Raw genomic sequence first — 22,792 nt, forward strand, 5'->3', positions numbered from 1 at the left:
GCCGTCCCGGGCCAGCGGGGCGGCCGCCGGCCCGGAGCGATCCGTGACCCGCTCTTACAGGATGAAGCGGCTCAGATCCGCGTTCGAGGCCAGATCCTGCACCCGGTCGCGCACGTAGGCCGCGTCGATCGGCACCGTCTCGCCGGACCGATCGGTGGCGGTGAAGGAGACCTCGTCGATCACCCGCTCCAGCACCGTCTGGAGCCGGCGCGCGCCGATATTCTCCACCGAGGAGTTCACCTCCACGGCGACTCGCGCGAGGGCGTCCACGGCGTCGTCGGAGAAGGTGAGGGTGACGCCCTCCGTCTCCATCAGCGCGACCGTCTGCTTGAGAAGGCTCGCCTCGGTGGCGGTCAGGATCTGCTTGAAATCGTCCACCGTCAGCGGCTGCAATTCCACCCGGATCGGCAGGCGGCCCTGCAGTTCGGGGAGGAGGTCCGCCGGCTTCGAGACGTGGAAGGCGCCCGAGGCGATGAACAGCACGTGGTCGGTCTTCACCGGCCCGTGCTTGGTCGCGACGGTCGTTCCCTCGATCAGCGGCAGCAGGTCGCGCTGCACGCCCTCGCGCGAGACGTCCCCGGACGAGCGGCCCTCGCGGGCGCAGATCTTGTCGATCTCGTCGAGGAAGACGATACCGTTGTTCTCGACCTCGCGGATCGCCTCGCGGACGAGCGCCTCGTCGTCGACGAGCTTGTCGGATTCCTCGGCCATCAGCGGCGCGTAGGCGTCCCGCACCAGCACACGGCGCGGCTTGCCGCGCTGGCCGCCGAGCGCCTTGCCGAGCATGTCGCCGATGTTGATCGCGCCCATCGAGGCGCCCGGAACGCCGGGAATCTCGAACATCGGCATGCCCGCAGGGGCGCCGGAGGTCAGCTCCAGCTCCACTTCCTTGTCGTCGAGCTCGCTGTTGCGGAGCTTGCGCCGGAAGCTGTCGCGGGTAGCCTGGCTCGCCGTCGGGCCGACCAGCGCGTCGAGGATCCGGTTCTCGGCTGCCGCCTCGGCCTTGGCTTTGACGCCCTCGCGCTTGACCTGCCGCGTCAGGCCGATCGCCACCTCGACGAGGTCGCGGACGATCTGCTCGACGTCGCGGCCGACGTAGCCGACCTCGGTGAACTTGGTGGCCTCGACCTTGAGGAACGGCGCGTTGGCGAGCCGGGCGAGGCGGCGCGCGATCTCGGTCTTGCCGCAGCCGGTCGGCCCGATCATCAGGATGTTCTTGGGCGCGACCTCTTCGCGGAGCGGACCGGTCAGCTGCTGGCGCCGCCAGCGGTTGCGCAGCGCGATCGCCACGGCGCGCTTGGCGTCGTGTTGCCCGACGATGAACCGATCGAGTTCGGACACGATCTCGCGGGGAGAGAACGTCGTCACCGCTTTGCCATCCCTGTTCCCGGCCCGAAAACGGCCCCGCGCCGGGAATGGGGTCGCGCGCGGCCCCGCGCAAGGGGCCACGCGTCGGCCGGTCGCCGCCTCAGTGCGCCGCCGGGACCGCCGCGGCGTCGCCCTTGTCGTGCCGGCCGAACCGCTCCACCAGGGTCGCGCTGGCCTCGTTCAGGCCGATGACCGTCACGTCGCGGCCCCGGGCGCGGGCCTTGAGCACCACCCGGTCGAGGGCCGCAATGGCCGAGATGTCCCAGAAATGCGCCGCGTGGACGTCGATCACGAGGCGCTCGACCGGCTCCAGCACGTCGATCGCCTCCGAGAAGGTGCCGGCCGAGGCGAAGAACACTTGCCCGGTGACGGTGTAGGTCCGGGTGCCGCCGTCGGCCGAGAGGGCGGACGTGATCCGGTTGAGCCGGGCGACCTTGCCGGCGAAGAACACGCCGGACAGCAGCACGCCGACCAGCACGCCGATCGCGAGATCCTTGGTGGCGACCACGACCAGGACGGTCGCCAGCATCACCGCCGAGGAGGGCAGCGGGTTGGTGCGCAGCCGCAGCAGCGAGCGCCACGAGAAGGTGTTGATCGAGACCATGATCATCACGGCCGTCAGCGCCGCCACCGGCACGACGGCCAGCAGGTCCTGCAGCGCCACGAGGAGCACCAGCAGGAACGCGCCGGCCACGAGCGTCGAGAGGCGCCCGCGGGCACCCGACGAGACGTTGATCACCGACTGGCCGATCATCGCGCAGCCGCCCATGCCGCCGAACAGGGCCGAGGTCATGTTGGCCACGCCCTGGCCCATGCACTCGCAATTCTTGTCACTGGCCGTGTCGGTCATGTCGTCGACGATCTGCGCCGTGAGCAGGCTCTCCAGTAGGCCGACCGCGGCGAGCGTCGCCGCGTAGGGCAGGAGGATCCGCAGGGTCTCGAGGGTGAGGGGCACGTCCGGCAGGGCGAAGCTCGGCAGCGTCGAGGGCAGGGCGCCGAGATGGGCGACCGTGCGCACGTCGAGGTGGAAGATCGCGGTGATCGCCGTCAGGACGGCGATGGCCACGAGCGGCGACGGGATCGCGCGGGTGATCCGCGGGAATCCGTAGATGATCGCCAGACCGAGGGCGATCAGCCCGTAGGTCGCCGGCGTGACCCCGGTGAGCTCGGGCAACTGCGCCAGGAAGATCAGGATCGCCAGCGCGTTGACGAAACCGGTCATCACCGATTGCGAGACGAACCGCATCAGCCGGCCCAGCCTGAGCAACCCGGCCAGGATCTGGATGACGCCCATCAGGATCGTGGCGGCGAAGAGGTACTGGACGCCGTGCTCGCGCACGAGGTCGACCATCACCACCGCGGTGGCGGCGGTGGCGGCCGAGACCATGGCCGGGCGACCGCCGGCGAAGGCGATGGTGCAGGCGATGACGACCGAGGCGTAGAGGCCGACCTTCGGGTCGACCCCGGCGATGACCGAGAAGCCGATGGCCTCTGGGATCAGCGCGAGGGCGACGACGATCCCCGACAGGGTGTCGCCGCGCAGGTTGGAGGTCCACGACCGGAGATATCCGGCGTTCCGGGCTGCGTGTGTTGACATCGATGTATCCGCACGAGCGGCGTGCCCGCGTCGCTGGCGGGTCAGAGCGCGTCTCGAATGCGTGGTCCGGCGGATCGGCGGCCGGAAGAGCCACCCGGGCTTTCACCGGGTCCTTGCGAATGCGCGGACCCTAGGGGCGCCCGCGCTGCAATGCAACAACGTGGCGGGAAACGCTCGGCGACGCCTCCGTCATCGCGGGTCCGGCTCCGCGGTTCCGAAATGACGGGCGCGTCGATCCGGCCGCCTCAGGCCGCGCGGACCTGGGTCACGAAGCCCGCGACCTCGCCGCCGAGCCCGTTCGAGCGGCGCGCGATGTCGGCGGCGGCGTCGAGGACTTCCGCGGCGCTGGCGCCCGTCTCGCGGGCCGCGCCCAGGACCAGCGCCATCGTGTCCGTGACGGCGCGGGTGCCGCTGGCGGCCTCGGAGACGCTGCGGGCGATCTCCTGGGTCGCCAGCTGCTGCTCCTCGACGGCGGCGGCCACGCCGAGGGCGATCCCGTGGACCTGCTCGATCGTGCCGCCGATCTCCTCGATCGCCGCGACGGCGTCGTGGGTCGCGGTCCGCATCGCGGCGATCTGCCCGGCGATCTCCTCGGTGGCCTTGGCGGTCTGCGTCGCGAGATCCTTCACCTCGGTGGCGACGACCGCGAAGCCGCGCCCGGCCTCGCCGGCCCGCGCCGCCTCGATCGTGGCGTTGAGCGCCAGCAGGTTGGTCTGCCCGGCGATGGTGGAGATGAGGGAGACGACCTGCCCGATCCCGTCGGCGCTGCGGGCGAGGGCCTGGACGCTCGCCCGGGTCCGCCGCGTCGCCTCGACGGCGCTCTCGGCGGCCGTCGAGGTCTGGGTCACCTGCACGCCGATCTCGCTGGCGGTGGCGGCGAGTTCCTCGGTGGCCGCGGCGACGGCCTCGACGTTGTGGGCCGTCGTCTCGGCGGCGCGGGTGACCGCCTGCGACTGCGTGCCGGCGTGCTCGGCGTTGCTCGCCATGGTCGCGGCGGCACGCTCCAGCCCGGCGGCGGCCCCGGCGAGGTGCTCGACGAGTCCGCCGATGCTGCCCTGGAACCGCTCGGCGAGCCCGGCCATCTCGGCGCGCTTGCGCGTCGCCGTGTCGGCCTCCAGCCGCTGGTGCTCGCGCCGCAGGCCCTCGGCCTCCCGCATCGTGTCGCTGAAGACCTGCATGCTCGTCCAGATCGCGCCGATCTCGTCGCGTCCCGGCTTGACGGCGGGCAGGGTGTGGTCGCCGCGCGAGAGGCGCTGGATCGCGTCCGAGACCGCTCGCAGCGGCCGGGCGATCTGCCGCTGACCGATGAGCAGGCCGAGGGCGCAGCAGATCACGGTTCCGATCAGGGCGAGGCCGAGCAGGAGGAGGGTGCGCGTCTCGAACAGGGCCTGGGTGTCGGCCTTGATCGCCGCCATCTCGCCCCGGCCCTGCTTCACCAGGGCGTCGATGCTGGCCTGGAAGGCCTTGCGGTTTGCCCGGTTGGCGTCGTTGAACCCGAGCTCCGCGGCCGCCTTGGGGCCGGTCGTGTCGCCCGCGTCCGCGAGGGCGCTGCGGAGGGCGCGGAACGCGTCGGCGTTGCGCACCATCGTCTCGAAGAGCGGCCGCTCGGCCTCGGTCACCCGCGGTGCCCAGTCGGCCCGCAGCGCGTCCATCTCGGCGAGACCCTTGCGGATCCCGGCGGTGTACTTCGCGGCTTCCGCGCGGTCGGCGGAGGCGTAGACGCCGCGCGAGTCCATGGTGACTTCGGCGGCGAGGCGGTTGAAGTTCGCGGCGTCGAGCGCCCGGATCGACGCGCTCTCGACGCTCGTCAGCGAGCGCTCGAAGCTCTTCAGCGTCGCGACGCTGACCCCTGCCACGACCAGGGTCGTCAGGCTGCAGGCGCCGACGAAGCTCAGGAGTTTTCCGCCGATTTTCATTGCTATCCGACCGTCGAGGCGCGATTGGCGTCAAAATGCCGGTTATTCGTCAAGACGTCGTAAACTGAGCTGATCTGGAATTATTTGTCTCGCCTCTGAGCGGTGGCCTGATGCTGGAGGGGGGCGCGGCGCCTGCCGCGCCCGACCCGGTCAGGCCGCTCGGACGGTGTCGAGGAAGCGGCTGACCTCAGCAGTCAGGTGCTCGGATTGCCGCGACAGCTCCGAGGCCGCGTCGAGGACCTGGCCGGCGGCGACGCCGGTCTCCTCGGCCGCGCCGGCGACGCCGGAGATGTTGCTCGTGACCTCGCCGGCGCCGACGGCCGCCTGCGCGACGTTGCGGACGATCTCCTGGGTCGCCGCACCCTGTTCCTCGACCGCGGCGGCGATCGAGGTGGCGACGCCGCTGATCTCGCGGATCCGGTCGGTGATGCCGGCGATCGACGTCACCGCCTGCCCGGTCGAGGCCTGGATCTGCGCGATCTGGCCGGAGATCTCGTGCGTCGCCTTGGCAGTCTGCTCGGCCAGGGCCTTCACCTCGGAGGCGACGACCGCGAATCCCTTGCCGGCGGCCCCGGCGCGGGCCGCCTCGATGGTGGCGTTGAGGGCCAGCAAATTGGTTTGGCCGGCGATGTTGGAGATCAACCCGACCACGTCGCCGATCCGCGACACGGAATTGCTCAGTTCCTGGACGAGCGCGCCGGTCTGATCGGCGTCGGAGACGGCCCGCTGCGCCAGATGCGCCGAGCCGTCCACCTGCCGGCCGATCTCCTGCACCGAGGAGCCGAGTTCCTCGGCCGCGGCCGCGACGGTGTTGACGTTGGAGGCGGCCTCCTCGGCGGCCGCCGCGACCGTGTTCGACTGGCTCGAGGTCTGGGACGCCGTCGCCGACATGGTCCGGGCGGTCGCCTGCAGCTCGGTGGCCGAGGACGAGACCATGCCGACGATGCCGCCGACCGCGCGATCGAAGCTGTCGGCGAGTTCGATCATGGTCCGGCGCCGCTCGGCCGCGGCGGCCGCGTCGGCGATCCGCTTCATCTCGGCCTCCTCCGCGGCCTTCTTGGCGACCATCGCCTTGATCCCGTCCACGGCACGCCCGACCGCGCCGATCTCGTCGCCGCGGGCGGCCTCCTTGATCTCGGCCTCGATCTCGCCGCGGGCCATGCGCTGCAGCACGGCCACGAGGCGGCCGAGGGGGCGGGTCAGCATGGCGAAGACGAGGAAGGCCAGCAGCCCCGCGATGACGACGCTGGCGACGCTGCCGAGCAGGCTCGCGAGGTAGGCGGCGCCGAAGGAGCGCGCCTGCTCGTCGCTTCGGGCGGCGAGGAGGTCGCGCTCCGCTTTCTCGGCCTCGCCGATCTTGGCGCGCAGGGCATCCATGGACGCCTTGCCGGCGCCGCTCGCCTCGATCTGCCGGGCCTTGTCGAGGTTCCCCGCCTCGACGAGGGCCATCTCCTTGGCGGCGATATCGTTCGACCACGTCTCCGCCGAGCCGCGCACGGCCTCCAGGCGCGCCTGCTGGGCGGCGTTGTCGGCGGTGAGCGACTTGGCGCTCTCCAGGGACACCTTGAAGGACTTCTGGCCGGCGCGGAGCGGCTCCAGGAATTTCGGATCGCCCGCGATCAGGTAACCGCGCAGGCCGGTCTCCTGATTGACCATCGCCTGCGTGAGGCCGTCGAGGGCGGAGATGACCTGATAGGAGTGCTCCGTGAGATGATTGACGCGCTCGATCGAAGACAGGTGACTGTATCCGATGGCGCTGATCCCCACCGTGACCGCCGCCAAGCTGCCGAATGCGGCAGTCAGCTTCGTTACGATCCGGACATCGTTGATCGAGCGCATAGTTAGTCCCCAGGGCCCCATTCGGGAATTCGGATTTGGTTCCCTGGCGGTTGTGATAAATTATACGCTGTAAATTTTGTCTTACAGCGGGCTGTATCGCCCGGATGAACCCGGTTGAACGGCGGTTGAAAACCTGCTGTCAGCAATCGAGCGTCGGTGATCGTCCCGCGCACTGTTGTCGTCGGCGAGTACAACCTGAGATAAGAGGCGCCGGGCCGGATTTCGTTGCGGCGCTACGATTCGTGCGCGGCTTCGAGGAAGGTTTGCAGGATGCGAAGACCGGCGCCGTAGCGTATTCGCCCGCGGCGCGTTTCGCGCGGAAGCTGTGATGACCCGCTTTCAGCCGGGCAGACCCCGCGCCGATGCGCGTGCGACCGCGACGGGATCCGGGCGACGCGGGCACACCGTGTGCGATCGAGCGCGCGGCGACGGCGGCAGAGCCGGCGAGCCCGGCTCTGCCCGGCCGGGTCTCAGGTATCCAGCGCCTCAATGACGAGGTTTCCGTTGGTGTAGACGCAGATCTCGGCGGCGATCGTCATGGCCCGCCGCACGATCGCCTCGGCGTCGAGGTCGCCGTCCTCCAGCGCGCGGGCGGCCGCCAGGGCGTAATTGCCGCCAGACCCGATGGCCATGACGCCGCTCTCGGGCTCCAGCACGTCGCCCGAGCCCGACAGGAGCAGGCTGACCTCGCGGTCGGCGACGAGCATCATCGCCTCGAGCCGGCGCAGGTAGCGGTCCGTCCGCCAATCTTTCGTGAGTTCCACGCAGGCCCGGGTCAGCTGACCGGGATACTGCTCCAGCTTGGCTTCGAGGCGCTCGAACAGCGTGAACGCGTCCGCGGTGGCGCCGGCGAAGCCGCCGATCACCGCGCCCTTGGCGAGGCGCCGGACCTTGCGGGCGTTCCCCTTCACGATGGTCTGGCCGAGGCTGACCTGACCGTCGCCGCCGATGACGACGCGGCCGCCCTTGCGGACCATCAGGATCGTGGTCGCGTGCATCTGGGGGACGGCGCCCCGGTCGTCGTACCTGAATGCGTCCTGGCTCAAGATTCGGCTCCGCTCTCGATCGCGCCGAGATGGGGAGCTTCGCCGGCCGAGTCCAGCCGGTGCCGGGATCGCGCGCCTACTCGGCGACCGCCTCGGGGCTGCGCACCGGGCCGGCATCCTGCAGGATCGACTGCGCGGCGGCCTCGGCCAGGAGCGCGTAGCCGCGGTCGGCCATGTGCAGGCCGTCGGCGGCGAAGAGCTGCTTGGTCGTCAGCTTACCCTCGCGCACCCAGCCGTGCATCAGGTCGGCCCGGCGGATCACCGGCACGTCGAGCTCGTCGCCGATGCTGCGCACCGCGTCGCGGAAGCGCGAGGCGCCCGGCGTGGATTCGAGCTTCGGGCACCATTGCGGCTCCATCAGCACCACGTCGATGCCGGCGTCCCGGATCCGGCGGATCGCCGACACGGTGGCCTCGCGGAAATGGTCGAGCGACACGCCGCGCAGCGGGTCGTTGCTGCCCGTCTGCCAGATGACGAGCTGGGGCTCGGCCGCGATCACGTCGCGGTCGAGGCGCGCCAGCATGTCGTCGACGTGCTCGCCGCCGATGCCGCGGTTGATGACCGCCACGTCCATCCCGTGAAGCTTCTTGCGCAGGTCGATCTGCAGGCGGGCCGGGTAGGCGTTGGCCGGGGTCGACGCGCCCACGCCCTCCGTCGAGGACGACCCGAAGGCGACGATCTTGAGCGGGGCGCCGATGGCGATCTGGCGGGCGACGTGGGGCAGGTCCGGGCTGTCGCCCAGGTCGAAGCCCAGCATGTCCAGGGATTCGGGCAGCAGGTCCGCGTAGGCGAGGACCGCCGTCGGAAGGACCAAGAGGGCGCCCAACAAGCCCAGGCGGCGCAGCATCCTGCGGGCGGGGAAGACAGTGTTCAGCGTCTTGGACACGGGACCGACGGCTCCGGCTCTCGTGAGCGGTAGATACAATCTGACACAGGGCCCTGAAAAGAGCGGTTCCGGGCAGAGTTTGAAAACGCACTGAATTCGTAACGCAAAATTAGGCATGAGTGGGGAGGCGCGCTTTTGCCCGAGGATTCCCGGCAACATCTGCGCGGCGGGTCGACCCCAGCGACGCTGGCGTCGCGGCACCCGCACGCCCGACGTCGAGTCGGCATGAACCATGCAGAACACGCTCCGACGCGTCTCCGACAGGGCGGCGGAGCGCGCGGTCGGGGCCGCGGCGCTTCCCCGACCGGCCGCGGGGCTCCGTGAGCCGTCCCATGGTCGACCGCTTGCGCATCGCGATCCTCACGCACTCGACCGACCCGCGCGGCGGCGTGGTCCACGCTCTGGCTCTCGGGGAGGCCCTGGGCAGGCTCGGCCACGAGGCGGTGGTCCACGCGCCCGACCCGACCGGCGGCGGCTTCTTCCGCGCGGCGCAGTGTCCGGTGATCTCGGTCGCGGCCAAGCCGGTCGCGGGACCGGCCGCCGCGCTGGTCGGCGCCCGGATCGCCGACTACCTGGCGCACTTCTCGACGCCCGCCGCCTGCGACTTCGACGTCTTCCACGCCCAGTGCCGGATCAGCGGCAACGCGCTCGCCACACTGACCCGGCGCCGCCTCATCCCGGGCTTCGTGCGCACGGTCCACCGGATCGACACGTTCACGGATCCGCGGCTCGCGCAGTGGGAGGAGCGGGCGATCCTCGATGCCGGGCGCCTGCTCTGCGTCAGCCGGACCTGGGCGGCGACGCTGGCGGCCGAGTACGGCGCCCGGGCCGACGTGGTCGGCACGGGCGTCGACGGGGCGACCTTCACGCCCGATCCCGGGCCGGAGGACGACGCGCTCCGCCGCCGCCTCGGCCTCGGCGGCGGCCCGGTCTTCCTCAGCGTCGGCGGCTTCGAGGCGCGCAGGAACACGCTGGCGATCATCGAGGCCTTCGCGGCCCTGCGCCGGACCTGCCCCGACGCGCAACTCGTCGTGGCCGGCGGCGCGCCGCCCCTCGATCAGGCCGGCTACGAGGCCCGGTGCTGCGCCACGCTCGAGCGCGAGGGGCTCGAGGTCGGGCCCGGGCTGCCGGTGATCCGAACCGGCGCCGTGGCGCAGGCGGACATGCCGGGCCTCTACCGCCTCGCCGACACCCTGGTCTCTCCATCCCTCGCGGAGAGCTACGGCCTGTGCGTTCTGGAGGCGATGGCCAGCGGAACGCCGGTGATCGTGTCGGGCCGGCCGCCCTTCACCGAGTATATCGCCCCCGGCGAAGCCCTGTCGGTGAACCCGGACGACACCGACGCCATCGCGTCGGCCATGCGGGCGAGCCTGGAGCCGAGCCGGCGGGCGCGGCTGCGCAATGCCGGCCGGGAGGTCGCCCGGGCGCATGTCTGGGACGCCTGCGCGGCGCGCCACCTGCCGACCTACGCGGAACTCGCGCCCGGGGACGCGCCGTTGATGGCTGCGGCCACGGGGTCGGCGGCCTGGAACACGCTGCGGGTCCCGCGCGATGCCTGAGATGCGCTTCCATATCCGGTGGCCGGACGGGACGCGCGAGGCCTGCTACTCGCCGTCGCTGGTGATCAAGGACCACCTCGCGGTCGGGCAGGACTACCCGCTCGACGAGTTCGTCGCCCTGACCCGGCTGGCCCTGGGCATCGCCAGCGAGCGCGTCCGCGCCCGCTACGGGTTCCCGTGCGGCCGCGCGCAGGCGCAGATCGACCGGATCGAGGAAGGCGCCCGCCGGCAGGAGCCCGGGACGGTCCACGTCGAGGCCTTCGAGGACTGATAAGGGCCCGCGGTATCGCCGTGCGGCGAGGCGACGCGGCGCGGACGAGCAGCGCGCCGGGTTGTCCGCAGGACCCACGGCGCGCGGAGGCCCAGGCGATGATGACCCGGATTGCGGCAGTGCTGGTGCTGGCCGCGTCGCCCGCGGCGGCGCAGACGCGGCCGTCCACCACGGCGATGACCTGCCAGCAGACGATCCGCCTCATCCAGGCCCGCGGAGCGCTCGTCCTCGGGACCGGCGGCATGACCTACGACCGGTTCGTCCGCGACCGCTCGTTCTGCGAGCCCACCGAGATCGCGCGGCGCGCCTTTCGGCCGACCCGCGACAACCCGAACTGCCTGATCGGGTACACCTGCTACGAGCCCGGACGCGGTGACTGGTTGGGTGTGGACGACTAGCACCGTTCCCGATCGCGCTGCCGCGTTTCTCGAGCGTGGAAGAGGGGGGGTGAAGTGCGGGACGCCGGCGGAGCCAGCGCGCCGCGTCAGCCGGCGTCCGGGACCGCCCGACCGGGTTCGAGGGCGACGATCACCCGACGATCCCCGGCCCGGCGGGTGAATCCCGTGGCGTCGAGGTGCTCCAGCAGCGGGATCGAGAACTTGCGCGAAATTCCCAGGGTCGCGCCGGCCTCGCGGGCCAGGAATCCGGTCTCCGCCGTCCGCGCCGTCGGGAAGGCGTCGATCAGGCGGCTCTTGGCAGCGGCCACCGCTTCCCGGTGGAACAGCACGGCGCGGCGCTGCACCCTGTCGACGGCGCGGATCACCGTGCCGGCTCCCACGAGGTAGGTCAGCGCCTCGCGGCGGCGCACGTCCCGGCCGATGGCCTCGGCCTCGTCGGGCGGGCTGAGGCCGGCGCGGCGGAAGACCTGCTCCAGCCGGCGGGCGGCCTCGCTCTCGTTCCGCGCGGGGTCGAACTCGGCCCGTCGCCACAGGGCGCCCGCCTGGGCGACGCAGCCGGCCGCCGCGAGGTCGCGCAGGACCGCGCCGGTCACCGCCTCGGGCAGCGCCAGGGCGCGGGACAGGCGCTCCAGGGCGATGCCGTGCTCCATCGGGTAGTCGCGGTGATGGTGTGCCAGGGCGGCCAGCGTGCCGGTGCGCAGCGCTTCGAAGGCCGCGGCCCCGACGAAGCGGTCGCCGATCGCGCGGGCACCGTCTTCGGAGAGCGCCTGCCGGGCGCGGTCCGGCGCGATACCGGCGATCCGGGCGAGCTCGTTCAGCGGTGCCCCGGCCGCGCCGAGCTGCCCGAGGCGGACCGTGATCGACTCGGCGGGACCGCCCGCCGCCAGGGCGGCGAGGTCGGCCATGACCCGGGGATCGTGGCGCCGGCGGCGGCGGCTCGCCGGGTCGAGGATCCGGCCGCCCGCCACCGTGACGGAGGGCGAATCGAGCCGCAGCACGAAGGGCTCCCGCGCCGGCACCGCCACCGGCTCGCCGAGGTGGAGCTGCGCCTGGGTACTGGCGCCCGGCTCCAGGGCGTCGCGGTCGAGCAGCCGCAGCCGCGCCTCGACCTCTGTGGTGCCGAACAGCAGGCGGCAGGCCGTGCCGCCCGCCAGAGCATCCGGCAGACTCGCGGCCGCGGTGATCGCCACGTCGAGCCACGGGCTCTGCGCGAGCAGGCCCGGCAGCGACAGCGCCTGCCCACGGGCGATCTGGTCGAGGTCGATGCCGCGCAGGGCGACCGCCGTGCGGCGCCCCGGCTCGGCGCGCTCGACTGCGCGCCCGTGGATCTGCAGGCCGCGCACCGTGGCGGTGCGGCCGCCGGGGGCGATCTCGACGGTGTCGCCGACCGCGAGCGGCCCGCGTCGCAGCGTCCCGGTCACGACGGTGCCGAAGCCCGGCCGGGAGAAGACCCGGTCGACCGGAAGGTAGGGGAAGCCGTCGTCGCGGACCGGTTCCGTCTCCGCCACCAGCGCCGAGAGGGCGGCGGCGAGCTCCGGCAGGCCGTCGCCCGTCACGGTCGAGGTGGCGATGACCGGGCCGGCCTCGATCCCGGCCCGGGCGGCCGCTGCGGCGATCTCGGCGGCGCGCGCGGCCACGGTCTCGGGCGTCGCGAGGTCCGCCTTGGTCAGCGCCAGGACACCGCGGCGCACGCCAATGAGGGCGGCGATCTCGAGATGCTCCACCGTCTGCGGCTTGATGCCCTCGTGGGCGTCGACCGCCAGCAGAACGGCCCGCATGCCGGTGGCGCCGGAGATCATGGCGCGGACGAACCGCTCGTGGCCCGGCAGGTCGACGAGGTCGATCTCGCCCTGCGCGGCGGTCAGCAGCGCGAAGCCCGGCACGATGGACACGCCGCGGGCGCGCTCTTCCTTGAGCCGGTCGGTCTCGACGCCGGTGAGCGCGCGGACGAGCGCCGTCTTGCCGTGATCGACGTGCCCGATCACGCCGACGAGGAGTGTCTTCAAAGCAGCCACCGACCGCATCTTCTCCGCGGCGCCGCCGTCCACAAGGGGCGCACCGCTCGCTCGAAGGGGAATCCGCCGCGCCGGCGCGTCGCGGCGCCGTGTGCGCCTCCGGGCGGTCGGGGCCGGGGCTGCGAGGCAGATGGATTGTGGACAATTTGTCTTGCCACGCCGTGCCGTTTTGGGAAAGCGCGATTTTAACGCAGCGCAGCATCCATCCGCCGCGGGCGACCGGTCCCGTCCCAGCTTGACGACGGCGGCGCCGCCGCCTTTGCTGCCGCGGGTGCGTCGGACGGTCACGCCCCGATGCCGGTTCCGCGAGATGCGACGCAGGATGCGATGCAACCGGAGCCCATCCCTGGCTCGTTAGCCGGGGCAGGCGACGAAGAGGAGCGTATGAGCGACACCGATAGCCACGCCGCGGCGGAGCCCCGCGAGGTCGAGCTGAAGCTCGACTGCGCCGGGCCGGATCTGACGGCGCTCGCGTCCCATCCCCGGTTGAAGGACGCGTCGGCGACCGAGCCCGAATCCCTGGTGACGACCTACTACGACACGCCCGATCGCGCGCTCCGGAAGAACGGCCTGACCCTGCGCGTCCGCGCCAAGGGCGACCGCCATATCCAGACCGTGAAGGCCGGGAGCGGCGGCGTTGGCCTGTTCGACCGGGCCGAGTGGGAGAGCGAGATCGCCGGGCAGGCGCCGGAGCCCGCGGCCTGGGCCGACACGGCCGCCGGGCCGGTCCTGCGCGAGGCCGACGCGCCGCTGGAGCGGCTGTTCGCCACCGTGGTGCAGCGCCGGGAGATCCCGGTCGCGCAGGGCGAGTCCCGCGTGCTCGTCACCCTCGACGAGGGCCGTGTCGAGACCGACTCGGGCGTCGCGCCGCTCTGCGAGGTCGAGCTGGAACTCCAGTCCGGCGATCCGGCCGACCTGTTCGCGCTGGCGCGGGAGTTGGCCGAGACCGTGCCGCTGCGCCTCGGCGTGAAAGCCAAGAGCGCCGTCGGCTACGCGCTCCTCGACGGGATCGAGCCCGGCGTCGTGAAGGCCGAGTCCGTGGATCTGCCCGAGGGCGCGAGCGCCGGGGAGGTCTTCCGCCGGGTGGCGCGCGCCTGCCTGCGCCACATGCGCCTCAACGAGACCGCCTTCCTGGAAGGCGGCCGCCCGCCCGAGGCGCTCCACCAGATCCGCGTCTCCCTGCGCCGCCTGCGCTCGGCGCTGTCGCTGTTCGGGCCCATGCTGGAGAGCGATCCCCGGGCGGCCGGCTTCAACGACGAGATCAAGCGCGTCACCGAGCCCTTCGGCCACGCCCGCAACCTCGACGTATTTCTGAGCGACACGCTGCCGGATCTCGCGGAACAGCGCCCCGACGAGCCCGGCCTGGACGCCCTGCGCGCGCGCGCCGAGGCGGAGCGCGCCACCGCGTACGACGCGGTCTCGGAGACCCTCGAGAGCTCGCAATGGCGCGCGCTCGTCATCGACTTCGCCGGCTGGGTCGAGGCGGGCTCCTGGGCCGCCGGCCCCGACGCGGCCGTCGACGGGCGCCACTTCGCCGCGCAGGTGCTGGACAAGGCGCGCGCGCGCCTCAAGAAGCGCGGGCGCGGCCTCCGGCACCTCGATCCGCACACGCGGCACCGGGCGCGGATCGCCGCCAAGAAGCTCCGCTACGGCGCGGAGTTCTTCGCCGGTCTCTACCGGAAGAAGAAGGCGGTCCGCCGGCAGGAGAAGTTCGGCGCCGCGCTCTCCGACCTGCAGGACCATCTCGGCGCGCTCAACGACCTGGAGACGGCCCGGTCGATGACCGAGAGCCTGTCGGGACCGCCGATGCCGGGTCCCGACGATCCGGGGGCACAGAAATTGCTCGACGCGGCCGCGGACGCACGGTCCGAGCTCCTCGACGTCAAGCCCTTTTGGCGCTGAGGCTTCTCGCGCTGCCGGCCCGGTCGGAACCCGGCCGGTGCGGCGGCGTTCGCCGGACGCGGATCGGCCCGTCCGGGGCAGGGAGCGCGGATGGCCCACGCCTACAGGTTCGGCATCGAGGAGGAGTTCTTCCTGGCCGATGCGCGCACGCGCGGCACGCCGCGGGCCGGACTACGGGCCTTCCACGCCGCCGTGCGGGCCCGCCTCGACGACGCCGAGCGCGAGCAGCTCCAGTGCCAGGTTGAGGTGGCCTCGCCGCCGACCGCCGATCTCGCCGAGGCGCGGGGGCATCTCGCGGATCTGCGCGGCAGCCTCGCGGAGATCGGCGCCGAGCGCGGGATCCTGACCTTCGCCGCGGGCACGCATCCGATCGCCCGGTGGCGCGACCAGCGCCCCACCGACAAGGCCCGCTATCACGGGATCATGGCCGACCTCCGGATGCTCGGCCGGCGCAACCTCGTCTGCGGCCTTCACGTCCACGTGGAGGTCCCGGACCCCGAGGCGCGGATCGGGCTGATCAACCGGCTGCTGCCCTACCTGCCGGTCTTGCTCGCGCTCTCCACCGGCTCGCCGTTCTGGCAGGGGCAGCAGACCGGCCTCGCCGGCTACCGGATGCGCGCCTACGCCGAGCTGCCGCGCACGGGCGTGCCCGAGCTGTTCGCCGATGCCGACGACTACGCCCGCTACATCGACGTGATGACCCGCTCGGGCGCCATCGCGGATGCCAGCTATCTCTGGTGGCACGTGCGTGCGTCGCTGAAGTACCCGACCCTCGAACTGCGTGTCGCCGACAGCTGCACGCGCCTCGACGACGCGCTGTGCATCGCCGCGCTGTTCCGGTGCCTCGTGCGCCGGGTGGTTCGGGACAAGCGGCTCAATGCCGGCCTGACCGCCGCCTCCCGCGGCTTCGTCATGGAGAATCTCTGGCGGGCCGAGTGCGACGGCGTGCGCGCGACGCTCATCGACGAGGCGCAGGTCCGGACGGTGCCGGTCTCCGCGCTGGTCGAGACCCTCCTCGCCGACATCGCCGAGGATGCCGAGGCGCTGGGCTGCGCCGCCGCCTGCGGGCACGCGGCGCGGATCGTGGCGGAGGGGACCAGCGCCGACCGGCAGATGGGCGTGTTCGCGGCCGCGCGCCGGTCGGGCGCGCGAGAGCGCGCGGCTCTGTCGGCGGTGGTCGATCATCTCGCGGCGGAGACCGCCGCCGGCTCGAGGTCCGGGCCTGGGGGGCACCCGAACATCGCTCCGGCGGCGTGACGACGGGCGCGGAACCGGCTGAGGGGGGATCGTCGAGGCCGCGTTCCGTCGGCCGCGCTCGAGGACGCGGTCGGCCGTATGAGTCGCATGGCCATGTTGCCGAAGGATGTCTGGCCGCCGGTACCGCGCGCCTTTATGGCCGGTCGCGCGGCGACGGGTTCCCTCCGTGCCGTCCTCTGCTATCCCTCGCGTCCCAGCAGCCACCCCGACTCCGCGGCCGACCCTCCGGAATGAGCCTCCTGCGCGACCTCTTCGGCCATGTCGGCCGTACCGTGACGGCCTATGCCGGCGACAAGGCGTTGATGCTCGCGGCGGTCTCGGCCGCCGCCAACGTCATCGTGACCGACGGCGAGGTCGCGGGCCCCGAATTCGACGCCGCCCTGCATGGCCTGAAGGCCGACCCGGTCCTGATGAAGGGCTACGACGCGCTCATGCTGGAGACGGAGCTCTACGAGGGCATCGCCCGGGCTCGCACCCGCCTCGGCCGGGCCGAAAACCTGCGCCACGTCGCGGCGGTCGCCGAGCGGCCCGCGGCCCAGCGCGAGAACGTCTTCCTGATCGCCGCGGACGTCGCCGACCAGGACGGGATCAGCAACATCGAGGCGGGCGCCCTCGGCGAGATCGCCGTCGCCCTCCGGGTCGACGCGATCGCGCTGCTGCGCGCCAACCCGGTGCGGCGCCCGCTGGCCTGACCGGCCCAGTTGGCACCGCGGTTGCTCTCGGGTGGGCATGGTGGGAGCGCTGCCAAGTCGGCCGCGCCCGCCTATAACGTCAGCGTCGCACGGCGACCCGCCGTGAAAGGAACCGTCATGGCCGAGATGAGCCTCAGCAAGACCCACAACCTGCGCGCCGACGGAGCGCGCCTCTGGGCGACGATCCTGGAGACCGCGGAATTCGGCGGCACGCCGGCCGGCGGCATCAACCGCCTGACGCTCTCGGCCGAGGACGGTCAGGTCCGCGACTGGTTCCGGGAGGCCTGCGAGGCGGCCGGGCTCACCGTGTCGGTCGACGCGCTCGGCACGCAGTACGCCCTGCGGCCGGGCCGCGACATGGGCCGCAAGCCGATCGCCTTCGGCTCGCACCTCGACACCCAGCCGACCGGCGGCAAGTTCGACGGGGTCCTCGGCGTGCTGGCGGGGCTCGAGGTGATGCGCAGCCTGAACGATGCCGGCATCGAGACCGAGGCACCGCTCCTCGTGGTCAACTGGACCAACGAGGAGGGCTCGCGCTTCGCCCCCGCCATGATGGCCTCGGCGGCCTACGCGGGCGACTTCACCACGGACGAGATCCTGGCCAAGCGCGACGCCGCCGGCACCACGGTGGCGGAGGCCCTCGACGCCATCGGCTACCGCGGGGTGGAGGCCGTCGGCACGCGGGAGATCGGCGCCTTCGTCGAGTTGCACATCGAGCAGGGGCCGATCCTGGAGGCCGAGGGCAAGACCATCGGCGTGGTCGAGGGCGGCCAGGGCATCATGTGGTTCGACGGCGTGATCACCGGCTTCGAGAGCCACGCCGGGACGACGCCGATGCCGCGCCGCCGCGACGCGCTGCTCGCGCTCTCGGAATTCGCCCTGGCCGCCGAGCGGATCGCGCTGGGCCACGCGCCCTCCGCGGTGGCGACGATCGGCGAGGCCGCGATCCTGGCGCCCTCCCGCAACGTCGTGCCGGGCCGGGTCGCCTTCACGGTGGACGTGCGCGACCCGCGCTCCGAGACCCTCGACGCGATGGAGGCGACGCTCGGCGAGGCGGCCGCCGAGATCGCGGCGCGGCGCCATCTGGAGATCGCGCTGACACGGATCTGGCGGAAGGAGCCGGTGCCGTTCGACCCCGCGATCGTGGCGGCGATCGACGCGTCCGCCGAGAGCCTGGGGCATCCGCGCCGCCGGATCATCTCGGGCGCCGGCCACGACGCCTGCAACCTCGCCGCGAAGGTCCCGGCGGCGATGATCTTCGTGCCGTGCAAGGACGGCGTCAGCCACAACGAGTCGGAATCGGCCACGCAGGCCGACTGCGCCGCCGGCGCCGACGTCCTGCTGCAGACGGTGCTCCGCCTCGCCAACGCGCCGCGCGCCTGAGGCTTCCCGCCGGGACGGCGCCCGTCGTCCCGGCGCCGGGCGCGCCGCACCGCCCGCGCGGAGGTGTACCGCGGCGGAAAATCCCGTAAGGACCGCTCCATGAGCGCGCGATCCTACCGCGACGCCAGGGGCCGGCCGCTCGTCGCGGTCACCGGCATCGGCGTCGTCTCCTCTCTCGGTCAGGGACAGGCCGACACGTGGGCGGCCATGACCGAGGGCCGGTCGGGCATCCACGCGATCGCGCGGTTCCCGACCGACACGCTGCGCACCCGCATCGCCGGGACGGTGGACTTCCTCGACACCGATCCGCTCGTCGCGCCGCTCCTGTCCGAGCGGTTCGCCGCCGTCGCCGCCGAGGAGGCGGTGGCGCAGGCAGGGATCGGCGCCAGGGGCGATTTCCCGGGCGCCCTGTTCATCGCGGTCCCGCCGGTCGAGATGGAGTGGCCGCAGCGGCAGGCCCTGGCCGAGGCCGCGGGCGGCGACGGCCCGGTCGACTACGCCGGCCTCCTGCGGGCGGCGGCGACGCGCCGCTTCGATCCCTGGCACGACCTGTTCATCTTCGGCACGGTCGCCGATCGCATCGCCGACCGCTTCGGCACGAAGGGCTCGCCGATCTCGCTCTCGACCGCCTGCTCGTCGGGGGCCACGGCGATCCAGCTCGGCGTCGAGGCGATCCGGCGCGGCGAGACCGCGGCGGCGCTCTGCATCGGCACGGACGGCTCGGTGAACCCGGAATCGCTGATCCGCTTCTCGCTGCTGTCGGCGCTCTCGACCCGCAACGACGACCCCGCGACCGCCTCGAAGCCGTTCTCGAAGGACCGGGACGGGTTCGTCATGGGCGAGGGCGCGGCCGCCCTGGTGCTCGAGGACGCCGAGGCCGCCGTCGCGCGCGGCGCCGCGATCCTCGGCTACGTCCTCGGCTGCGGCGAGAAGGGCGACGGCTTCCACCGCACCCGGTCCAGCCCCGACGGCGCGCCGATCATCGCGGCGATCCGGGCGAGCCTGGACGATGCCGGTGTGGCGGCCGAGGCGATTGACACGGTGAACGCGCACGGCACCTCGACGCCGGAGAACGACAAGATGGAGGCCCTGGGCCTCGCGGCCGTGTTCGGCGACCGCGCGGCCGCCCTGCCGGTCACCTCCAACAAGTCGATGATCGGCCACACCCTCACGGCGGCCGGCGCCATCGAGGCGGCGGTCTCGCTGCTGACCATCCGCCACGGCCGCATCCCGCCGACCATCAACCACCGCGTGCCGGACCCGACCATCGCCCTCGACATCGTGGAGACCGCCCGCGATCTGCCGGTGCGGACCGTGCTGTCGAACTCGTTCGGCTTCGGCGGTCAGAACACCTGCCTGGTCCTCGGCGCGGAGCCCGCGTGAGCGCCGCCGACACCCCGCGCCGGGTCCTCGTGACCGGTGGCGCGTCCGGCATCGGCGCCGCGATCGTCCGCGCGCTGGCGGGATCCGGCCTCGGCGTCGACTTCACCTACCGCGCCTCGGCCGAGGCCGCGCAGGCGCTGCTGGCCGAGCTGCGGACGACCTACCCGGACCGGTCCTTTGCGGCCCATCCCGTCGACCTCGCCGACCGGGCCGCGCTGGACACCTTCTGCGAGACTGCCGAGGCCGCGGGCTATTACGGCCTCGTCCACAATGCCGGCCAGTCCTGCGACGCCCTCGCGGCGATGCTCGATCAGGAGCGCGCCGAGGCCGCCATGCAGGTCAACTTCTTCTCGCTGACGCGCCTCGCCAAGGCGCTGGTGCGGGAGATGACCCGGGCGCGCGCGGGCCGCATCGTGGCGATCGGCTCCGTCGCCGCCCTGCGGGCCAACGCCGGCAACGCCGCCTACGCGGCGACCAAGGGCGCCCTCATCGCCTATTGCCGCACCCTGGCGATCGAGACCGCCAAGCGCGGCGTGACCGTCAACGTGATCGCCCCGGGCTTCGTCGACACCGCCATGATGGAGCGCTACGCCGCCTATCGGGACGGGATGGAGCGGCAGATTCCCGCCGGCCGCTTCGGGCGGTCCGAGGATGTCGCGGCTCTGGCGGCCTTCCTGATGGGCGAGGGGGCATCTTACATCACCGGGACCGTGCTGCCCGTCGATGGCGGCCTGACCGCCATGATGGGCGTCCACCGGACCTGACGGTGGCGCCGCCGAACCGGACGACCCTGACGATGCGCGCCAGCCTCGCCCTCACCGCCGCCCTCTGCGGCGCGGCTCTCCTGGCCCCGGGCGACGCCCGGGCGGAGCCGCAGGTCTACCGGATCTCCGGTCTGCCGCCGGGCGAGCCGCTGAGCATCCGCGCCGAGCCGGACCCGTCCGCCGAGCAGATCGGTGAGATCCGCAGCCGCGCCCTGGTCTTTGGCTGCACCAACGACACGCCGAGCCGCACCACGTGGTGCCGGGTGAAGGCCGGACGCACCCTCGGCTGGGCGCGGCGGCGCTACCTGGCGCCGGAGTGACGAGAGACACGATGCGAGCCCTCCAGTTGTTCGGTGACCGCGACCTCCGCCTCACCGAGATCGAGCCGCCGCCCGCGCCCGGCGCCGGCGAGGTCCGGATCCGCATCCGCGCGGTCGGCCTCAACTTCATCGACGTCTGGGGCTTCCGCGGCATGGCCTTCGCCAAGCGGAAAATGCCGCTGATCGTCGGCGCGGAGGCGGCCGGGACTGTCGAGTCGGTCGGGGCGGGCGTCACCGGACTCGTCGCGGGCGACCGGGTCGTGCCGTACGGCGCCATGACCTGCGGCAAGTGCAAGGCCTGCCGCGAGGGGCGCGACAACCTCTGCGAGGACGTGTCCGGCGTGATGGGCTTCCATCTCGACGGCTTCGCCCGGGAGCTGGTGACCATGCCGGCCCGCCTCGTCGTGAAGGTGCCGGACGGCGTCAGCGACACCGACGCCGCCTGCGCGGGCATCGCCTTCGGCACGGTCCAGCACATGCTGTTCGACAATGCGCGCCTGGAGCCCGGCGAGAGCGTGCTGGTCCATGCCGGCGGCTCCGGGATCGGGACCGCGGCGATTCGCATGGCCAAGGCGATCGGCTGCACGGTCTACACGACGGTCGGCGACGACGAGAAGGGTCGCAAGGCCGCCGAGCTCGGCGCCGACCACGTCATCAACTACCGCACCGAGCGCTTCGAGGGCGAGGTCCGCCGGCTCACGAAGCGCAAGGGCGTCGACGTGGTGTTCGAGCATGTCGGCGCCGATACCTGGAACGGCTCCCTGCTCTGCCTGAAGCGCGGCGGCCGGCTCGTGACCTGCGGATCGACCTCGGGCGTCTCGGCGACCATGAACCTGATGCAGCTGTTCCAGCAGCAGTACCGCATCACCGGCTCGTTCGGCTGCTCGCTCGCGAATATCGGCCAAGCCCTCGCCAAGATGGAAGCGGGCATTCGACCGGTGGTGGACACCGTGTACCCGCTGGCGGATTTCGCGCAGGGTCTGGAGCGCCTCGAATCGCGCCGGGTGTTCGGCAAGATCCTCGTCAGCCTGTAGCGCCGGCAGCGGCGCACCCGCCCGGTGCCGCACCGTCACCGGGCGCGGCGATCCGCATTTCGCGCTGCGGGAGACTTGTCGTAAACGTCGCTGTACGGGTGCGCTGGGGGGCCGCCCGTACCGTTCTCTGGAATCGACTGTGCTGCGTCTCGCCCTCCTGCTCAAACGGTCGTACCCGCGCCTCGCGGGCTTCGCGATGATCCCGGTGATCCGCGCCCTGGTGCTGCTGGCTCGGATCCTCGGGCCGGTCCGGTCCACGGCACTCGGCGCCGCGCTCCTGCGAACCCTCGGACCGCTCCTGCCGGCGCACCGCACGGCGATGGCGAACCTCCGGGCGGCCTTCCCCGACATGTCGGAGGCGGAGCGGAAGCGGATCGCCCTGGAGGCCTGGGACAATCTCGGCCGGACGGGGGCCGAATACGCCCATCTCGACAGCCTGTTCGATTACGATCCCGCCGCGACCGGCGACTTGCGGACGGAGGTCGCCGGGATCGAGCACTTCTACGCCCTGCGCGACGACGGCCGGCCCGGTCTGATCTTCTCGGCGCATCTGGCGAACTGGGAATTGCCGGCGATCTGCGCGGCCCGTTTCGGCCTGGACGCCACCGCGGTGTTCCGGCCGCCGAACAACCCCGCCGCCGCGCGCCTCGTCCAGGAGGTCCGCCGCCGGACAATGGGCGGGCTCGCCGCCTCCACACCGGGCGCCGTCTTCGCCATGCGCGACGTGGTCGAGACCGGCGGCCACCTGGGTCAGCTGATCGACCAGCACTTCACCCGCGGCGTCGTGGTGGAGTTCCTCGGCCGGCCATGCCTCGCCAACCCCCTCTTGGCCAAGCTCGCCCGCCACTACGACTGCCCGGTGCACGGCGTGCGCGTCGTGCGCCTACCGGAGGGCCGCTTCCGCCTCGAGCTGACGCCGCCCCTGGACCTGCCCAGGGCGGCCGACGGGACCATGGACGTCGCCGGCGCCATGCAGGCGATGACGGCCGTGGTCGAGGGCTGGGTGCGGGAGAATCCCGGCCAGTGGCTGTGGATGCATCGCCGCTGGCGGCCCGACATGCTGCCCAAGCCGAGAGTGGCGCCGGCGCCACTTCAACCGACAGTAGAGATCTCTCAAGCCAACGTGATTTCACCTTCGGCCTCGCAGACGGTCTGATGGATC

Annotated in this window: 19 protein-coding genes and 1 other annotated feature; of the genes, 12 read left to right on the top strand and 7 right to left on the bottom strand. The window is 72.5% G+C overall.

Annotated features, from left to right (window positions below; all coding sequences use genetic code 11):
* Positions 1-54 precede the first annotated feature (54 nt).
* The 6 genes from hslU to ACQKQD_RS24790 form a co-directional block, all read right to left on the bottom strand.
* Positions 55-1,368, bottom strand: a complete 1,314-nt coding sequence (gene hslU, locus ACQKQD_RS24765) for an ATP-dependent protease ATPase subunit HslU (protein WP_091680751.1) — start codon at positions 1,366-1,368, stop codon at positions 55-57.
* Between the two features lie 100 nt (positions 1,369-1,468).
* On the bottom strand, positions 1,469-2,965 hold the full coding sequence (locus ACQKQD_RS24770; protein WP_427509830.1) for a SulP family inorganic anion transporter: 1,497 nt from the start codon (positions 2,963-2,965) through the stop codon (positions 1,469-1,471).
* 60 nt (positions 2,966-3,025) lie between these two features.
* Positions 3,026-3,081, bottom strand: a sequence feature (sul1 is cis-regulatory element that is thought to sense ions involved in sulfur or methionine metabolism; They are found in Alphaproteobacteria).
* 129 nt (positions 3,082-3,210) lie between these two features.
* The gene (locus ACQKQD_RS24775; protein ID WP_427509831.1) at positions 3,211-4,881 is read right to left on the bottom strand and encodes a methyl-accepting chemotaxis protein; all 1,671 of its coding nucleotides are present in this window, start codon (positions 4,879-4,881) and stop codon (positions 3,211-3,213) included.
* A 150-nt stretch (positions 4,882-5,031) separates the two neighbouring features.
* Positions 5,032-6,720, bottom strand: a complete 1,689-nt coding sequence (locus ACQKQD_RS24780) for a methyl-accepting chemotaxis protein (RefSeq protein WP_020094599.1) — start codon at positions 6,718-6,720, stop codon at positions 5,032-5,034.
* Positions 6,721-7,190: 470 nt separating this feature from the next.
* Positions 7,191-7,718, bottom strand: a complete 528-nt coding sequence (gene hslV, locus ACQKQD_RS24785) for an ATP-dependent protease subunit HslV (RefSeq protein WP_020094598.1) — start codon at positions 7,716-7,718, stop codon at positions 7,191-7,193.
* A 124-nt stretch (positions 7,719-7,842) separates the two neighbouring features.
* Positions 7,843-8,652 carry an SGNH/GDSL hydrolase family protein gene (locus tag ACQKQD_RS24790; RefSeq protein ID WP_042669649.1) on the bottom strand — a complete coding sequence of 270 codons (810 nt, stop codon included), beginning with the start codon at positions 8,650-8,652 and terminating at the stop codon, positions 7,843-7,845.
* Between the two features lie 332 nt (positions 8,653-8,984).
* Here ACQKQD_RS24790 and ACQKQD_RS24795 point away from each other — a divergent pair, with 332 nt between their 5' ends.
* The 3 genes from ACQKQD_RS24795 to ACQKQD_RS24805 all read left to right on the top strand — a co-directional run bounded on the left by ACQKQD_RS24795 (position 8,985) and on the right by ACQKQD_RS24805 (position 10,880).
* The gene (locus ACQKQD_RS24795) at positions 8,985-10,211 is read left to right on the top strand and encodes an MSMEG_0565 family glycosyltransferase (protein ID WP_427509832.1); all 1,227 of its coding nucleotides are present in this window, start codon (positions 8,985-8,987) and stop codon (positions 10,209-10,211) included.
* Positions 10,204-10,482, top strand: coding sequence for an MSMEG_0570 family nitrogen starvation response protein (locus ACQKQD_RS24800; protein WP_427509833.1), 279 nt, complete (start codon positions 10,204-10,206; stop codon positions 10,480-10,482). The genes ACQKQD_RS24795 and ACQKQD_RS24800 overlap by 8 nt, the downstream gene beginning before the upstream one ends.
* 98 nt (positions 10,483-10,580) lie before the next feature.
* Entirely contained in the window at positions 10,581-10,880 is a 300-nt protein-coding gene (locus ACQKQD_RS24805; protein WP_091680741.1) for a hypothetical protein, read from the top strand.
* A gap of 86 nt (positions 10,881-10,966) precedes the next feature.
* On the opposite strand, the gene selB is transcribed toward ACQKQD_RS24805, so the two are convergent.
* Entirely contained in the window at positions 10,967-12,904 is a 1,938-nt protein-coding gene (selB, locus tag ACQKQD_RS24810) for a selenocysteine-specific translation elongation factor (protein WP_244526959.1), read from the bottom strand.
* Between the two features lie 375 nt (positions 12,905-13,279).
* Between selB and ACQKQD_RS24815 the strand changes: the two genes are divergently transcribed.
* From ACQKQD_RS24815 to ACQKQD_RS24855, 9 genes are all read left to right on the top strand, one after another.
* A complete protein-coding gene (locus ACQKQD_RS24815; RefSeq protein WP_427509834.1) occupies positions 13,280-14,797 on the top strand; it encodes a CHAD domain-containing protein in 1,518 nt (505 codons plus the stop codon).
* A 90-nt stretch (positions 14,798-14,887) separates the two neighbouring features.
* Positions 14,888-16,054, top strand: coding sequence for a carboxylate-amine ligase (locus tag ACQKQD_RS24820; RefSeq protein ID WP_427509835.1), 1,167 nt, complete (start codon positions 14,888-14,890; stop codon positions 16,052-16,054).
* Positions 16,055-16,284: 230 nt separating this feature from the next.
* The gene (locus ACQKQD_RS24825; protein WP_427509836.1) at positions 16,285-16,746 is read left to right on the top strand and encodes a tellurite resistance TerB family protein; all 462 of its coding nucleotides are present in this window, start codon (positions 16,285-16,287) and stop codon (positions 16,744-16,746) included.
* A gap of 117 nt (positions 16,747-16,863) precedes the next feature.
* On the top strand, positions 16,864-18,129 hold the full coding sequence (locus ACQKQD_RS24830; protein ID WP_427509837.1) for a Zn-dependent hydrolase: 1,266 nt from the start codon (positions 16,864-16,866) through the stop codon (positions 18,127-18,129).
* Between the two features lie 99 nt (positions 18,130-18,228).
* Complete coding sequence (locus ACQKQD_RS24835) at positions 18,229-19,512, top strand: beta-ketoacyl-ACP synthase (RefSeq protein WP_427509838.1); 1,284 nt, start codon at positions 18,229-18,231, stop codon at positions 19,510-19,512.
* Positions 19,509-20,276, top strand: a complete 768-nt coding sequence (locus tag ACQKQD_RS24840) for an SDR family oxidoreductase (RefSeq protein ID WP_427509839.1) — start codon at positions 19,509-19,511, stop codon at positions 20,274-20,276. Before ACQKQD_RS24835 ends, ACQKQD_RS24840 begins: the two co-directional genes overlap by 4 nt.
* A 2-nt stretch (positions 20,277-20,278) precedes the next feature.
* Positions 20,279-20,596 carry an SH3 domain-containing protein gene (locus tag ACQKQD_RS24845; RefSeq protein ID WP_427509840.1) on the top strand — a complete coding sequence of 106 codons (318 nt, stop codon included), beginning with the start codon at positions 20,279-20,281 and terminating at the stop codon, positions 20,594-20,596.
* Between the two features lie 11 nt (positions 20,597-20,607).
* A complete protein-coding gene (locus tag ACQKQD_RS24850) occupies positions 20,608-21,630 on the top strand; it encodes a zinc-binding dehydrogenase (RefSeq protein ID WP_091926887.1) in 1,023 nt (340 codons plus the stop codon).
* A 139-nt stretch (positions 21,631-21,769) separates the two neighbouring features.
* Positions 21,770-22,786 carry a lipid A biosynthesis lauroyl acyltransferase gene (locus tag ACQKQD_RS24855; protein WP_427509841.1) on the top strand — a complete coding sequence of 339 codons (1,017 nt, stop codon included), beginning with the start codon at positions 21,770-21,772 and terminating at the stop codon, positions 22,784-22,786.
* Positions 22,787-22,792 lie beyond the last annotated feature (6 nt).

The organism is Methylobacterium sp. NPDC080182 (assembly GCF_050281105.1).
Lineage (GTDB): Bacteria > Pseudomonadota > Alphaproteobacteria > Rhizobiales > Beijerinckiaceae > Methylobacterium.